General features: G+C 67.6%; 14 protein-coding genes. 6 read left to right on the top strand and 8 right to left on the bottom strand.

What is annotated here, in order from left to right; translation table 11 throughout:
• Positions 1-117 precede the first annotated feature (117 nt).
• A complete protein-coding gene (locus tag ACLJK8_RS06600; RefSeq protein WP_413149314.1) occupies positions 118-1542 on the bottom strand; it encodes an alanine/glycine:cation symporter family protein in 1425 nt (474 codons plus the stop codon).
• Positions 1543-1703: 161 nt separating this feature from the next.
• On the opposite strand from ACLJK8_RS06600, the gene ACLJK8_RS06605 reads away from it, so the two are divergent.
• Positions 1704-2579, top strand: coding sequence for a 3-hydroxybutyryl-CoA dehydrogenase (locus tag ACLJK8_RS06605; RefSeq protein WP_413149315.1), 876 nt, complete (start codon positions 1704-1706; stop codon positions 2577-2579).
• A gap of 33 nt (positions 2580-2612) precedes the next feature.
• Here ACLJK8_RS06605 and ACLJK8_RS06610 read toward each other — a convergent pair whose 3' ends face one another.
• From ACLJK8_RS06610 to ACLJK8_RS06640, 7 genes are all read right to left on the bottom strand, one after another.
• Entirely contained in the window at positions 2613-3128 is a 516-nt protein-coding gene (locus ACLJK8_RS06610; protein WP_413149316.1) for a histidine phosphatase family protein, read from the bottom strand.
• Entirely contained in the window at positions 3119-3892 is a 774-nt protein-coding gene (gene cobS, locus ACLJK8_RS06615; RefSeq protein ID WP_413149317.1) for an adenosylcobinamide-GDP ribazoletransferase, read from the bottom strand. The genes ACLJK8_RS06610 and cobS overlap by 10 nt, the downstream gene beginning before the upstream one ends.
• A gap of 3 nt (positions 3893-3895) precedes the next feature.
• Positions 3896-4915 carry a nicotinate-nucleotide--dimethylbenzimidazole phosphoribosyltransferase gene (gene cobT, locus ACLJK8_RS06620; protein ID WP_413149318.1) on the bottom strand — a complete coding sequence of 340 codons (1020 nt, stop codon included), beginning with the start codon at positions 4913-4915 and terminating at the stop codon, positions 3896-3898.
• A 130-nt stretch (positions 4916-5045) separates the two neighbouring features.
• Positions 5046-5336 (bottom strand): HU family DNA-binding protein, encoded by a 291-nt coding sequence (locus tag ACLJK8_RS06625; protein WP_413149319.1) that lies wholly within the window; start codon positions 5334-5336, stop codon positions 5046-5048.
• Between the two features lie 142 nt (positions 5337-5478).
• Positions 5479-6951, bottom strand: a complete 1473-nt coding sequence (locus tag ACLJK8_RS06630) for an AMP nucleosidase (RefSeq protein WP_413149429.1) — start codon at positions 6949-6951, stop codon at positions 5479-5481.
• A gap of 224 nt (positions 6952-7175) precedes the next feature.
• Positions 7176-8519 carry an ammonium transporter gene (locus tag ACLJK8_RS06635; protein WP_413149320.1) on the bottom strand — a complete coding sequence of 448 codons (1344 nt, stop codon included), beginning with the start codon at positions 8517-8519 and terminating at the stop codon, positions 7176-7178.
• A 28-nt stretch (positions 8520-8547) separates the two neighbouring features.
• Positions 8548-8886 (bottom strand): P-II family nitrogen regulator, encoded by a 339-nt coding sequence (locus tag ACLJK8_RS06640; RefSeq protein ID WP_413149321.1) that lies wholly within the window; start codon positions 8884-8886, stop codon positions 8548-8550.
• Between the two features lie 361 nt (positions 8887-9247).
• On the opposite strand from ACLJK8_RS06640, the gene ACLJK8_RS06645 reads away from it, so the two are divergent.
• The 5 genes from ACLJK8_RS06645 (at position 9248) to ACLJK8_RS06665 (ending at position 15484) form a co-directional block, all read left to right on the top strand.
• The gene (locus tag ACLJK8_RS06645) at positions 9248-11245 is read left to right on the top strand and encodes a transglycosylase domain-containing protein (RefSeq protein ID WP_413149322.1); all 1998 of its coding nucleotides are present in this window, start codon (positions 9248-9250) and stop codon (positions 11243-11245) included.
• 101 nt (positions 11246-11346) lie between these two features.
• Positions 11347-12174: an enoyl-ACP reductase FabI gene (gene fabI / locus ACLJK8_RS06650; protein ID WP_413149323.1), complete on the top strand. Its 828-nt coding sequence runs from the start codon at positions 11347-11349 to the stop codon at positions 12172-12174.
• 5 nt (positions 12175-12179) lie between these two features.
• Positions 12180-12680, top strand: a complete 501-nt coding sequence (gpt, locus tag ACLJK8_RS06655; RefSeq protein ID WP_413149324.1) for a xanthine phosphoribosyltransferase — start codon at positions 12180-12182, stop codon at positions 12678-12680.
• A gap of 172 nt (positions 12681-12852) precedes the next feature.
• Entirely contained in the window at positions 12853-13809 is a 957-nt protein-coding gene (locus ACLJK8_RS06660; RefSeq protein WP_413149325.1) for a sugar-binding transcriptional regulator, read from the top strand.
• Between the two features lie 364 nt (positions 13810-14173).
• Complete coding sequence (locus ACLJK8_RS06665) at positions 14174-15484, top strand: ABC transporter substrate-binding protein (RefSeq protein ID WP_413149326.1); 1311 nt, start codon at positions 14174-14176, stop codon at positions 15482-15484.
• The last annotated feature ends 15 nt before the right edge of the window (positions 15485-15499 follow it).

Raw genomic sequence — 15499 nt, forward strand, 5'->3', positions numbered from 1 at the left:
TGAGGGACGCCGGTTCGACACCCCCGTTGAACATGAAACCGCCGGCGGCCCGATGGCCCCGGCGGTTTTTTCTTGCCTACGCCCCGGCCCGGCGATCACCGGGCCGGGCCGCGGACGTCAGTCGCGCTGCCAGATGGATCGGTCGATCCCCTTCAGCTCCGGCATCTCGCTCGCATCGAAGGTCGGCTCCTCGCCCCGCGCGCGCTTGGCGAAATAGTCGCGCGTCAGCTTCACCACCGTGCCGGAGAGCGCCACGATCGCGATGAGGTTGATCGTCGCCATCAGCCCCATGCTGGCATCCGCGGTGTTGAAGACCGTCGCGACCGCCTGCAGGGCGCCCCAGACCACCATCAGCAGCACGAGGCAGCGCAGCACCAGAAGCCCCGTCGTGCTCCCGAGCCCGAGGAAGGCCATCGCCATCTCCGAGTAGGAATAATTGCCGATGATCGAGGTGAAGGCGAAGAAGAAGATCGCAATCGCGATGAAGTAGGGGCCGAAGGCGCCGACATGCTCCTGAAGCGCGCTCTGCGTGAGCTGCGTTCCGGTCAGTTCGCCGCCCGGAACATAGGCCCCCGAGAGCAGGATCATGAGCGCGGTGCAGGAGCAGATCACCAGCGTGTCGATGAAGACGCCGAGCGCCTGCACCAGCCCCTGGCTCGACGGGTGATGCGGCACGGGCGTCGCCGCGGCGGCGATATTGGGCGCCGAGCCCATGCCGGCCTCGTTCGAGAACAGCCCGCGCTTCACGCCGTTCAGCATCGCCGCCGCGACCCCGCCCGCGACCCCGCCGCCGACCTCGGCGAAGCCGAAGGCGCTCGCGACGATATGGCCGAGCATGCCCGGAACCTCGGTGATGTTGGTGACGACGACATAGAGCGCGACCAAGAGGTAGATACCGGCCATGAAGGGCACGACATATTCCGCCACGGTCGCGATCGTGCGGATGCCGCCGAAGATCACGAAGGCCGTCAGAAAGGCGAGGACGAGCCCGGTGGCGATCTTCGGCACGCCAAAGGCGCCGACCATCGCGTCGGCGATGGAATTCGCCTGCACCGCGTTGAAGACGAGGCCGAAGGAGATGATGAGGCAGACCGAGAAGACGCCGCCGAGCCAGGGTAGGCCGAGGCCGCGCGCGATATAGAAGGCGGGCCCTCCGCGGTAGACCGCCGAGTCGGTCGAGCTGTCATGGACCTTGTAGAGCTGCGCGAGTGTGGACTCGGAATAGGCGGTCGCCATGCCGACGAGGGCGACCAGCCACATCCAGAAGATCGCCCCCGGACCGCCGAGGTTCAGCGCCACCGCGACCCCGGCGATATTGCCCGTCCCGACCCGGCTTGCGAGCGAGGTGCAGAGCGCCTGGAAGGGCGAGATGCCCTCCTTGTCCGTCTTCGGCGCGGCGAGCACCACGCGGAACATCTCGCCGAACCGCAGGATCTGCTGGAAGCGAAGCCGGATGGTGAAATAGACGCCGACGGCCAGGAGGCCGTAGATCAGCACATATCCCCAGAAGATGGTGTTCAGGAAATCGACTATCGCATTCACACTGTGTCTCCTTGCTCCCCGTATCTCCCATCAACGCACGCGAACGTGATTATGTCCATCACCGAGCGTGACCCCCGCCGCGGCCCGCCGCAATCCCTTGCGCCGGGTCGCATCGCTGTCCTATTGTCGCAGGGGGCCAGCGCATCGAGGAAGCCGAAGCCATGGAAATCAAACGGGTTGGCATCATCGGCGCGGGCCAGATGGGCAACGGGATCGCCCATGTCTTCGCCCTCGCGGGCTATGACATCCTCCTGAACGACGTCTCGAAGGAGGCGCTCGAGGCGGCGCCGGGGATCATCGCCGACAACATGGACCGCCAGGTCGCCCGCGGGAAGATCACCGAGGAGGAGCGCGACAGGGCGATCGGCCGGATCGAACTCGCGCCCGAGATCGCAAGCCTCGGCCCGACCGATCTCATCGTCGAGGCGGCGACCGAGCGGGAGGAACTGAAGCACAAGATCTTCGCGAGCATTCAGCCCTATCTCGCCGATCACACGATCCTGACCTCGAACACGTCCTCGATCTCGATCACGCGGCTGGCGAGCGGCACCGATCGGCCGGAGCGGTTCATGGGGCTCCATTTCATGAACCCGGTACCGATCATGCAACTGGTCGAACTGATCCGCGGCATCGCGACCGACGAGCCGACCTACAATGTCATGACCGGGGTGGTGACGCGGATCGGCAAGACCTATTCGAGCGCCGAGGACTTCCCGGCCTTCATCGTCAACCGCATCCTGGTGCCGATGATCAACGAGGCGGTCTATACGCTCTACGAAGGCGTCGGCACGGTGGCGAGCATCGACACCTCGATGAAGCTTGGCGCGAACCACCCGATGGGTCCGCTGGAACTCGGCGATTTCATCGGTCTCGACACCTGTCTCGCGATCATGAACGTGCTGCATGAGGGGCTCGCGGATACGAAGTACCGGCCCTGCCCGCTGCTGGTGAAATACGTCGAGGCGGGATGGCTCGGGCGCAAGACGCAGCGCGGGTTCTACGACTACCGGAGCGGCACGCCGGTTCCGACCCGCTGACGGCCGGGGCGCGCGGGTGTCAGGCGCGCGGTCCTAGACCGTCACAGACAGGGTCCGGCCGAAGCCGAGCCGTGTGTCCCATCCCTGATGCGCGCCGAGTATGCCGCAGACCGCGCGTGCGACGCCGCCATGTGTGACCCAGAGCGCGGGCCCCTCCCCGGTCGCCGCGTCGCGGAGCGCGGCGGCGACCCGGTTCCGCACCTCGGCCACGGTCTCGCCACCATGCGGGCGCGCATGTTCGAAGTCCGCCGCCCAGGCGTCCAGTTCCGCGCGGTTGATCTCGGCCCAGGGCCGCGATTCCCAGCCGCCGAAATCCATCTCGGAGAGCCTCGGATCGACGCGCGGCCTCACCCCCCGCTCCGCGCCGAGCCGATCCGCGAGCAGCCGGCAGCGGCTGAGCGGGCTGGTGGCGAGTCTGGCGAAGGGTGGGACCGGGGCCGGGAGCCGCGCGGGATCTTCGAGGCCGGGCCTGAGATCGATGTCGGTCCGACCATAGCAGACATCCGGCGCGATGGCCGGAACCGGGTGCCGGAGCAGGATCAGCTCCACCCGAGCAGTCCGAGATAGAAGCCGAGTTCGCCGGTCTGCTGCGTCGCGCCGAGGCAGTCGCCGGTGTAGCCGCCGAGGCGCCGGCCGTACCAGAGCCGCGTCAGGACATGGGCGAGCGCGAGGCCGAGGACCCCCGCCAGCGCGGCGGCGGGCGCGGCGAGGAGGAGCGCGGCCACGGGCAGCGCGGCGATCCCGATCGCGACCGCGACGCCCCGCCCTCCGGTTCCGCCCGCGAGGCTGCCCGCCGCGCCCGCGGAGCGCGCGTAGGTCCCCCCCGCCATCGCGACGACCATCGAGGCCCGGCTCGCCGCATGGCCCGCGATCAGGCCGAGCGGAACGAGCACCGGGGGCAACCCAGCGAGACTCTGCCATTTCGCCAGCAGCATGAGCGAGAGCCCGGCGACCCCGTAGGTTCCGAGCCGGCTGTCGCGCATGATCTCGAGCGCGCGTTCCCGCGTCGCGCCGCCGCCGAGCCCGTCGCAGACATCGGCGAATCCGTCTTCATGCAGGCAGCCGGTGACGAGCATCGCGACGGCCACCGCCGCCAGCGCCGCCAGATCCGGCGGGAAACGCAGCGCGGCGAGTCCATGGGCCGCCGCCGCCAGGGCGCCGACGATGAGGCCGACCGCGGGGAACCAGCGCGCCGCCGAAGCCATGCGCGCCGGGTCCCAGCGCGCGGGAACCGGGAGCCGGGTCAGGAACTGGCAGGCGAGCAGGAAGGATGTCCATTCCTCCGCGACCCGCCCGGCCGCGAACCGGCGCATGGATCAGACGCGGCCGCTGACGCCGGCGCTCTCGAAGCTTGCCATGTCGCGGAGCACGGCGGCGGCGGCCTTCACGAGCGGCCAGGCGAGAAGCGCGCCGGTGCCTTCGCCGAGCCGCATGTCGAGCGCGAGGAGCGGCCGCGCCGCCATCCGCTCCAGGAGCGCGCGATGCCCCGCCTCGGCGGAGACATGCGAGAAGATCATGGCGCGCCGCGCCTCCGGATCGATCCGCTCCGCCACCAGCGCGGCGGATGTCGCGATGAAACCATCTACGAGGACCAGCTTGCCCGCCGCGGCGGCGCCGAGCATGGCGCCCGTCATCATGGCGATCTCGAATCCGCCGAACTGGCGCAAGGTTTCCTCGGGCGATGCGAGCGCGCCGACGCGCGCATTCGCGCGGGCGAGGATGGCTGCCTTGCGCGCGACGCCCTCGGCGTCGAGGCCGGTGCCCCGCCCCACCAGGCCGTCGAGCGAAATGCCGGCCAGCCGATGGGCGAGCATGGTCGCGGCCGAGGTGTTGCCGATCCCCATCTCGCCGAAGGCGACCGCTTCGCCGGACGAGCGCGCGCCGATCTCGCGGCCGTGGCCGAGCGCGGTCGCGCATTGCTCGGCCGTCATCGCGGCTTCGCCGAGGAAGGAGCGCGTGCCGGGTCCGATCCGCCGCGAGACGAGCCTCGGGTCCTCCATCGCTTCGCCCGCGACGCCCGCGTCGACCACCTGCACCGCGATCCCGAGGCTCGCCGCGATGACGGTCGCCGCCGCGCCGCCGGCGAGGAAATTCGCCACCATCTGCCGCGTCACCGCCTGCGGGAAGGCCGAAACGTCCTCCGCCGCGATGCCGTGATCGGCCGCGAAGATCGTCAGCGCGCAGTTTTCGACCCGCGGTCTCAGGGTGCCGAGCGTCACGCCGATCTGGGCCGCGACCTCCTCGACCCGGCCGAGCGAGCCGACGGGTTTGGTCTTGTTGTCGATCGCCCGCCAGACGTCCGCCTCGATATCGGTTGTCACCGCGTTCTCAGCCATGTGCTCGGCCCGCTTGTTGGGAATGCTTGTCTGGAGAAATCCGGGAGGGCGCCAGCGCGCCGGAGGTCCCCGGGGGAAGCTGGGGGTGGCTCGCCCGCGCCATCGAGGCCGGGGAGCCACCGCCGCGTGATCAGGCGTTGATCACGTCCTTGAGCTGCTTGGCGATCGTCACCTTGGCGACGCGATCGGCCGGTTTCTGCATCTGCTCCCCGGTCGCGGGATTGCGCACGGTGCGCTCGGGACGGGCCCGGCAGGCGAACTTGCCGAGGCCGGGCAGGTTGACGGCGCCGCCCGCGGCGACCTCCCGCGTCACGATCTCGGTCAAGGCTTCCAGCGCGCGGTTGGCGCTCGCCTTGTCGAGATCCGCGCTCTCCGCGAGGGCGGAGACCAGCGCCGTCTTTGTCATCGGTTTTTGTGTCATGTTTCTTTCCTGTCCAACTCGTTCCCGTAACCGTTTTCTCAAGGTGCCGGGCACTTAAGCCCGAGGCTCCGGGAAACTCAATCGTGGATTGACCGTTTTCGTTCCCTGTGAGCCGCGGCTATGGCGGGATCACGCGCATACCTCAGAGGAATGCCGTTTCGTGGAAGCTGCGCAACTTCCTGGAATGCATCTTCTCCAGCGGCATTTCGCGCAAGGCCTCCATCGCTCGGATGCCGATATCGAGATGCTGCGCGACCTGGCGCTTGTAGAAGGCCGTCGCCATGCCCGGCAGCTTGAGCTCACCATGCAGCGGCTTGTCCGAGACGCAAAGCAGCGTGCCGTAGGGCACGCGGAAGCGGAATCCGTTCGCCGCGATCGTCGCACTTTCCATATCGAGCGCGATGGCCCGCGCCTGGCTGAGCCGGGCGACTGGGCCGGACTGGTCGCGCAGCTCCCAGTTCCGGTTGTCGATCGTTGCCACGGTGCCAGTTCGCATGATCTTCTTGAGATCATAGCCTTCGAGCCCCGTCACCGAGGCCACCGCCTCTTCCAGCGCGACCTGCACCTCGGCGAGCGCCGGGATCGGCACCCAGATCGGCAGGTCGTCGTCGAGCACATGGTCCTCCCGCATATAGGCATGTGCGAGCACATAGTCGCCCAGCGATTGGGAGTTCCGCAGGCCCGCGCAATGGCCGAGCATAAGCCAGACATGCGGCCGGAGCACCGCGATATGGTCGGTGATCGTCTTCGCATTCGACGGGCCGACCCCGATGTTGACCAGCGATATGCCCGACTGGTTCTCCCGCGTCAGATGATAGCTCGGCATCTGCGGCATCTTCGCCGGCGCGCCGGGCGGCCGCTCACCGGGCGCGGTCACGACATTGCCGGGGCCGACGAAACCGTCGTAGCCCGAGTTGGGATCGGCCAGCATCCGCGCGCCGAATTCGACGAACTCATCCACGTAGAACTGGTAGTTGGTGAAGAGCACGTGGTTCTGGAAATGCTCGGGCGATGTCGCGGTGTAATGCGCGAGCCGGGCGAGCGAATAGTCGATCCGCTGCGCGGTGAAGGGCGCGAGCGGCCGCGCGCCTTCGAGCGACGCCAGCGCGTCGCCGTTCACGATCCGGTCGTCGGTCACGCCGAGGTCTGGCACGTCGAAGAGATCGCGCAGCGGCCGGCGCAGGGTTTCGGCGATCGCCCCCTCGACATGGGCATTCTCGCCCATCGCGAAATGCAGCGGAATCGCGGTGTCGGAGGTGGCGATGCGGACAGGCATCCCGTGATTCTGGATCAGGAGGCCGATCTGCTGGGTCAGGTAGCCCTTGAAGAGGTCCGGCCGGGTGATCGTCGTCGCATAGGTGCCCGGCTCCGCCACATGGCCGAAGCTCAGGCGGCTGTCCACCTTGGCGAAACTGCCGGTGGTGACACTGAGCTCCGGATAGAAGGCGCGGTAGCGGCCCGCCGGCGGCTCCCCCTGCATCACGGCGGTGAAATTCTCGCGCAGGAAGGCGGTCGCTGCCTCGTAGCGGCGCGTGAGATCGGCGACCGCCTCGGCGGCGTCGTTGAACAGGCGGTCTTCCTCGGTCTCCGGGGTGACGACCGGAAGCTCCGCCAGAGGGCCCTGATGCCGCAAGCCGTGTTCCTTTCACGATGCCCGGGCGCTCTGGCCCGCCGGCGGGAGAGTCGGTCGCCCGGCGCCGTTCGGCAAGAGAAAACACGCCCCCCGCGGCAACGGTGACCGGGGGCGCCCAAAAAAGTTGGCCCGGATCTGAAGATCCGGGCCAGGTCCGGGCCGCCGGGTGGAGGCGGGCCCGCGGGTGTCCTTGTTCCGACCGCGCGTCAGTAGGAGTAGGCGCGCTCGCCATGCTCCGCGAGGTCGAGACCCTCGTGCTCCTCCTCCGTGGTCACACGCAGGCCGACGAGCATGTCGACGAGCTTGTAGAGGATGAAGGAGACGACGCCGCACCAGACGATGGTGATGAGCACGCCCTCGATCTGGACCCAGATCTGGGCGCCCATCGAATAGCCGTCGAGACCGGTGCCGCCGAGCGAAGGGCTGACCAGGATGCCGGTGCCGATCGAGCCGATGATGCCGCCGACGCCGTGGATGCCGAAGACATCGAGCGAGTCGTCGTAGCCGAGGGCGTTCTTCACCGTGGAGCAGAAGTAGAAGCAGACGATGGCAGCGAGGAAGCCGAGCACGATCGCGCCGACCGGCCCGATGAAGCCCGCGGCCGGGGTGACCGCGACGAGGCCGGAGACCGCGCCCGAGACCGCGCCGAGCAGCGACGGATGGTCCTTGGTCGTCCATTCGATGAAGAGCCAGCCCAGCGCGGCGCCCGCGGTGGCGACGAAGGTGTTGATCATCGCAAGCGTGGTGATGCCGTTCGCCTCCAGGTTGGAGCCGGCGTTGAAGCCGAACCAGCCGACCCAGAGCAGCGAGCCGCCGACCATGGTGAGCGTCAGCGAATGCGGCGTGTGCGGCTCGCGGCCGTAACCGGTGCGCGGACCGATGACCATGGCGCCGACCAGCGCCGCGACGCCCGCGTTGATGTGCACGACCGTGCCGCCGGCGAAATCGAGCGCGCCCCGGGTGAAGAGGAAGCCCTCGCCGTACCAGACCATATGCGCGATCGGCAGGTAGACGAGCGTCGCCCAGAGCACGATGAAGAGCAGCACCGCCTTGAATTTCATGCGCTCGGCGAAACCGCCGACGATGAGCGCGGGGGTGATCGCGAAGAACGTCATCTGGAAGCTGATGAACACGTATTCCGGGATCACCACGCCGTCGGTGAAGGTCGCGACCGTCGAATCGGGCGTGACACCCGCCAGGAAGAGCCGGGAGAAGCCGCCGATGAAGGCATCGAGGCTACCGCCGGGGTTGAGCGCGAGGCTGTAGCCGTAGACCACCCAGAGCACCATCATCATCGAGGTGATCACGAAGGTCTGCATCAGCACGGAGAGCATGTTCTTCGCGCGGACGAGGCCGCCGTAGAAGAGGGCGAGCCCCGGAACGATCATCAGCAGCACCAGGAGGCACGACGTCATCATCCAGGCGACGTCGCCCTTGTCCATCGTCGGCGCGACCTCGGTCACCGTCTCGGTCAGGGCCGGGTCCTGCGCCAGCGCGGCGCCCGCCGTCGCCAGAAGCGCGAGCGGAGAGAGCTTCAGCACATTTCTCATCATGTTCCTCATTGAATGGCGCCGTCGCTCAGAGCGCGTCATCGCCGGTTTCGCCCGTGCGGACCCGGTAGGCCTGAAGCACGTCGACCACGAAGATCTTGCCGTCGCCGATCTTCCCGGTCTTCGCGGTGGTGGCGAGGGTCTCCACGACCCGCGGCACATCCGAATCCGAGACGACGAGTTCGAGCTTGATCTTCGGAACGAAGTTCACGACGTATTCGGCGCCGCGGTAGATCTCGGTATGCCCCGACTGCCGGCCGTAACCCTTCACCTCCGAGACCATCAGGCCCTGGACGCCGATGCCGGTGAGCGCCTCGCGGACCTCCTCGAGCTTGAACGGCTTGATGACCGCTATGATCAGTTTCATCTGGTCCCCTCGTCTTATCGTTCGGCACGCGCCGGTGCCCTCGAAAGGGCGGAAGGCGTGCCAATGGCGAGGCCATAGGCTGAATTCAGGGCAGGCAGTAGGAGATTTCGCTCCGCGCCGAGGGCATCTTCGCGGAACTGCCGCGATCGCAGGCAATCCAACGGGCACTTGGTTCAATCTGCGCAATTATTAATCAGATACGATCCGCGTCGAGCGGAACGACTCGGGTGTTCCGCGCCGGCGCGCGCGGTAACTCCGGCGGTAACCTTGGCTGCAACTTCGCCGGCAAAGCGCTGGCGCGGCCGGTCGTTTGCCTGTACCTTCGCGAAAAACATCGAGCAGGCAGAACGAGGCACCCCCGATGGGGAAGAGACGGAGCGGGGCGAAGCCCCGGCTTGGCCGCACCGAGCGCATGCTGCGCGGCGCCTTCACCGGCGTCTTCGGCTGGATCTGGTGGATCGGGCTCAGGATGGCTGTCCTTTTCGGACTCATCCTCGCGGTCAGTACGGCATATTACCTGAACAAGCTGCCTCCGCTCGACGACCTGCTCGACGGCCGCGACCGGGGTTCGGTGACGCTGCTCGACGAACAGGATTCGGTCTTCGCCTGGCGCGGCCAGCAACTCGGACTGCTGCGCGCCGAGGATGCCTCGCCGCATCTCGTCAACGCGATCGTCGCGACCGAGGACCGGCGCTTCTACTGGCATTTCGGCATCGACATCAAAGGCACGCTGCGCGCCCTTCTCGTCAACGCGCGCGCCGGAACCACGGTGCAGGGCGGCTCCTCGATCACGCAGCAGGTCGCGAAGCTGCTCTATTTCGACAACAGCCGCACGCTGGAGCGCAAGATCAAGGAGATCCCCGCCGCGATCGCGCTCGACCTGAAGTTCTCGAAGGAGGAGATCCTCTCGATCTACCTCAACCGCGCCTATCTCGGCGCCGGCGCGACCGGATTCGAGGCGGCGTCGCAGCGGTATTTCGGCAAGTCCGCCCGCGATGTCACACCCTCCGAGGCGGCGATGCTCGCCGGCCTGCTCCGCGCGCCCTCGCGTTTCGCGCCGACGCACAACCTGAACGCGGCCCAGGAGCGCGCGGGCGTGATCGTCGGGCTGATGGAGGATCAGGGCTATCTGACGACGGCGCAGGCGGAAGCGGCGCGCGCGCGCCCCGCCGTCCTGTCGCGCGCCGCCGCGGCGCGGGCCGGCGGTGAATTCGCCGACTGGATCATGTCGAGCGGCCCGGATTTCCTGACCCGCCGCACCACCGAGGACATCGAGGTCCTTACCACCTTCGACCCGCGCATCCAGAAGGCGGCCGAGGAGGCGCTGTCCTACGTCTTCAAGAACAAGGTGCGCGAGGGCTCCAACGCGCAGGCGGCGATCGTCGTCATGTCGCCGGACGGCGCGGTGCGGGGCATGGTCGGCGGCCGCGATCTGGGCGGCAGCGACGGGCAGTTCAACCGCGCGACCCAGGCGCTGCGCCAGACCGGCTCGCTCTTCAAGACCTTCGTCTTCGCCTCGGCGCTCCAGAACGGGGCGAGCCCCAACGACACGATCCTCGACGCGCCGCTCACGATCAACGTGCCGGGCTCGGGCCCCTGGTCGCCGCAGAACTATACCCGCGACTACAAGGGGACGATCTCGCTCGCCGATGCCTATGCGAATTCGATCAACACGGCGACGATCCGCCTCGCCGAGATCACCGGCCGCGCCCGGGTGCGCGCGGTCGCGGAGGATCTCGGCGTCTTCTCCCCGATCGCCGAGGGCCCGGCGCTCGCGCTCGGCACCTCCGAGGCGACGCTGCTCGAGATGACCGGCGCCTATGCCGGCATCCTGAACAAGGGCGTGCGCGCCAAACCCTATGGCATCCGCGAATTGCGGCTGAGATCGGACGGCACCCGCCTCATGGGCGCGGATTCCGGCATGCCGGTCCGGGTTCTGGACGAAAGGGCCGCGGGCGAGATGGTCTGGATGATGCGCAACGTGGTCGAGCACGGTACCGGAACACGCGCGAGCCTCGGTGAACGGCCAGCGGCCGGCAAGACCGGCACCACGCAGGCGGCGCGGGATGCCTGGTTCATCGGCTTCACCCGGGACTACGTGACCGGGGTCTGGATGGGCTACGACAACAACACACCCCTGAAGGGTGTCTCGGGCGGCGGCCTGCCGGCCGACATCTGGCGCGAGACCATGCTGCGGGTCGAGGACGGCCTGCCGATGCGCCCGCTGCCGGAACTGGAGCCCCGCGCCCCGCTCCCGGTGCCGAACCTGCCCAGCCCGTCGCAGATGGTCGAGAATGTCGGGCAGACCGTGCAATCCGTGGTTCGCGACGTGCTCGGAGGGCTTTTCGGGAGCAACTGACGAGGAAAACCGGGGACCGACGCGTTTCCGGTGAACAAAGCGCGCTTGATGCGGGCATAACCATCTCATAAACCGCAGCCATCATTACCAGGGGGGCGAGGATGCCGGAGGGACTCATGCGCGGGAAACGGGGCCTGATCATGGGCCTCGCCAATGACAAGTCCATCGCCTGGGGCATCGCGCAGGCCTGCCACGAGGCCGGGGCGGAACTTGCCTTCACCTATCAGGGAGAGGCGCTCGGCAAGCGCGTCCGTCCGCTCGCCGAGAGTCTCAGCTCCGGGATCGTGCTGCCCTGCGACGTGGCCGACGAGGCTTCGGTCGATGCGACCTTCGCCGCGCTCGGGGAGAGCTGGGACGGGCTCGACTTCATCGTCCATGCGATCGGCTTCTCCGACAAGAACGAGCTGCGCGGCAGCTACACCGAGATGACGACCGCGGCGAACTTCACCCAGACGATGCTGATCTCGGTCTATTCCTTCACCGCGGTCGTGCGCCGGGCGGCGGCGATGATGAAGGACGGCGGGTCCTGCCTGACGCTGACCTATTACGGCGCCGAGAAGGTCATGCCGCATTACAACGTCATGGGCGTCGCCAAGGCCGCGCTGGAGGCGAGCGTCAAGTACATGGCGATGGACCTCGGGCCGAGGAACATCCGGGTCAACGCGCTCTCGGCCGGGCCGATCAAGACGCTGGCGGCCTCGGGCATCGGCGATTTCCGCTACATCATGAAGTGGAACGAGCTGAACTCGCCGCTGCGCCGCAACGTCACCCAGGCCGACGTGGGCAAGTCCGCGCTCTATCTCCTGTCGGACCTCTCGTCGGGCGTGACGGGCGAGAACCTGCACGTCGACGCGGGCTACCACGTCGTCGGCATGAAGGCCGAGGACGCGCCGGACATCGACGTGGTGTCGGGCCGCAGGGAGGCGTGACCGCGATGAGCGACCGGCTCCCGCACGAGAAGGGGTTCCACGTCAGCTGGGACCAAGTGCATCGCGACAGCCGCGCGCTGGCCTGGCGGCTCGACAGGCAGGGACCGGAGGGCGGCGAGTGGCGCGCGATCGTCGCGATCACGCGGGGCGGCCTCGCGCCGGCGATGATCATCGCGCGCGAACTCGACATCCGCCTCGTCGATACGATCAGCGTCAAATCCTACAACTGGCAGGAACAGGCGCCGGCCTCGGTCCTGAAAGCCCCCGACCCCGATCTGATGCGCGACGGCGAGGGGATTCTGGTCATCGACGATCTCGTGGACACGGGCAAGACGCTGGAACTCGTCCGCGATCTCTACCCGAAGGCGCATTTCGCCACGGTCTACGCGAAGCCGCAGGGCCGCCCGCTGGTCGATACCTATATCACCGAGGTGAGCCAGGACACCTGGATCTTCTTCCCCTGGGACATGGCGCTCCAGTATGTGGAGCCGTTCCGCGGGAGCTAGCCGCTCCGCCGGATGCCGCCAGCCCGGCCCCTGCGCCGCGAGATCGTGATCCGTTCGCGGCTTCGGTTCCGAACCGGCGAACAATCGCGGTTCGGCGGACCGGACAGTTTCGCCGAATCTTGCATTTTGACAGGATATTCGCCTATTGTTCCTCACTCACGGGGAGGAAGCGATGTCGCGACAGCGCATATCGTCGAGCAGGCTCGACGACGCCGCGCGCGCCGGCTGGCTGTACTATATCGCCGGGAAGACGCAGGACGAGATCGCAACGCATATGGGGATCTCGCGCCAGGCGGCGCAGCGGCTCGTTTCGCTCGCGATGTCCGAGCGGCTGGTGCGCGTCTGGATGGAACATCCGATCGCCCGCGGCCTCGATCTGGCGGCGCGGCTTCGCGACAGGTTCGGCCTCGTCCAGGTCGAGGTGGTTCCGACCGATCCGGGGTCCGAGGGCGGCACCGCCGGGCTCGCCGAGGCCGGCGCCTCCGAGATCACCCGCTGGCTGAAGCAGGAGCGGCCGATCGTGATGGCGGTCGGCACCGGGCGCACGCTCAAGGCGGCGGTCGATCACCTGCCGCCGATCAGCTGCCCCATGCACCGGATCGTCTCCCTGACCGGGAACATCGGGCCTGACGGCTCGGCGGCCTATTACAACGTGATCTTCTCAATGGCCGAGGCGGTCGATGCCCGGCACTACCCGATGCCGCTGCCCGTCTTCCTCGGCGGTCCCGAGGAACGGACCCTGATGCACGGGCTCGGCATGATCCGCACGACCATGGACCTCGCCGCCGCCGCCGACGTGGCCTTCGTCGGCGTGGGCGAGATGGACGAACGCGCGCCCCTACTGCTCGACGGCTTCCTGACCGAGGCGAAACTCTCCGAGATGCGCGCCGCCGGGGCGAAAGGCGAGATCTGCGGCTGGATCTATGACGCCGATGGCGCATTATTGAAAGGGGGCCCCGGCGCGGAGACCGCGAGCGCGCCGATCCCCGACCGGAACCGCGCCCGCGTCATCGCGCTCGCCAAGGGTCCGCGCAAGGTTGGTCCGCTCGCGGCGGCGATACGGGGACGGCTGATCAACGGACTGATCACGGACGAAACCACCGCCGAGGCGCTGCTGCGCGGCGCCTGAGCACGGGGCGCGCTCGCAGCCTCCAGTAAATATTTGCTCGATCGACGGGCGAATGCTCGATTCCTGTTGACAGGCGCCGGATAAGGCGCGACATTCTGACCAATCAGAAAGCCGAGCGAACAATGTTCGGGCGATTGGGAGGATACATGCGAGTTTTCACGCTTCCGATGGGGGCGGAGTCCGCGTGCGCGTCGGACACTGCGCTGCCCTGTCATTCCCTGTCCAGATCATCGAGTTGTCAGCGGCTCACCCGCGCCTGACCGCACGGGCACGAATCCCGTTGACAGAAATCATCACTCGCTGTATTAAAATTTTACGCGAGTAAAAAATAAACCTAACGAATGCACCACACGGAGGAGCGCGCATGAGATATCGCCTCGAAATCCCGATCCTTGCCGCCTTGGGCACCTGCACCGCGCTGACCGGCGCGCTGGCTGGCGAGATCACCATCGCAACGGTCAACAACGGCGACATGATCCGGATGCAGGGGCTGACGTCGGAATTCACGGCGGCGCATCCCGATGTCACGGTGAACTGGGTGACGCTCGAGGAGAACACGCTGCGCGAGCGGGTGACGACCGACATCGCGACCGGCGGCGGACAGTACGACATCCTGACCATCGGCAATTACGAAGTGCCGATCTGGGGCAAGCAGGGCTGGCTGGTGCCGCTCGAATTCGACGCCGACTATGATGCCGACGACCTTCTGCCCGCGATCCGGGGCGGGCTCAGCGTCGATGACAAGCTCTACGCCGCGCCGTTCTACGGCGAGTCGGCGTTCCTCATGTACCGCACCGATCTCTTCGAGGCGGCCGGCCTCACCATGCCCGAGGAGCCGACCTGGGAGTTCATCGGCGAGGCGGCGCGCAAGATCACCGACGCCTCGAACGGCGTCGCGGGCATCTGCCTGCGCGGCAAGGCGGGCTGGGGCGAGAACATGGCGCTGATCGGCTCCATGGCCAACAGCTTCGGCGCGCGCTGGTTCGACGAGGAGTGGGCGCCGCAGTTCGACCAGCCGGAGTGGCAGGCGGCGCTGCAGTTCTACGCCGATCTGATGAAGGACGCCGGCGCGTCCGGCGCGTCCTCGGCCGGGTTCAACGAGAACCTGACCATGTTCCAGCAGGGCCGCTGCGGGATGTGGGTCGATGCGACCTCGGCGGGGTCCTTCGTCTCCAACCCCAATGACTCGACCGTCGCCGACAAGGTCGCCTACACGATCTTCCCGAACAAGGAAGGCGTCGACAACCACGGCAACTGGCTCTGGTCCTGGAACCTCGCGATCCCGGCCTCGTCCAAGAACCAGGAAGACGCGAAGACCTTCATCACCTGGGCGACCAACAAGGCCTATACCGAGTTGGTGGCGGAGAAGGAGGGCTGGTCCAACGTGCCGCCGGGCACGCGTACCTCGCTCTACGAGAACCAGAACTATCTCGACGCGGCCGCCTTCGCGGGACCGACCAAGGCGGCGATGGACGCGGCCGACATCACCAAGCCGACGGTCCAGCCGGTGCCCTATACCGGCGGGCAGTTCGTCGCGATCCCGGAGTTCCAGTCGATCGGCACCACGGTCGGCCAGCTCTTCTCCGCGGTCGTCGCCGGACAGTCCTCCGTCGAGGACGCGCTGGCGCAGGCCCAGTCCTCGACTGAGCGCGAGATGCGCCGCGCCGGCTACTGAGTACTCCCCCAAGGA

It is taken from the genome of Amaricoccus sp. W119 (genome assembly GCF_047275745.1).
Lineage (GTDB): Bacteria > Pseudomonadota > Alphaproteobacteria > Rhodobacterales > Rhodobacteraceae > Amaricoccus.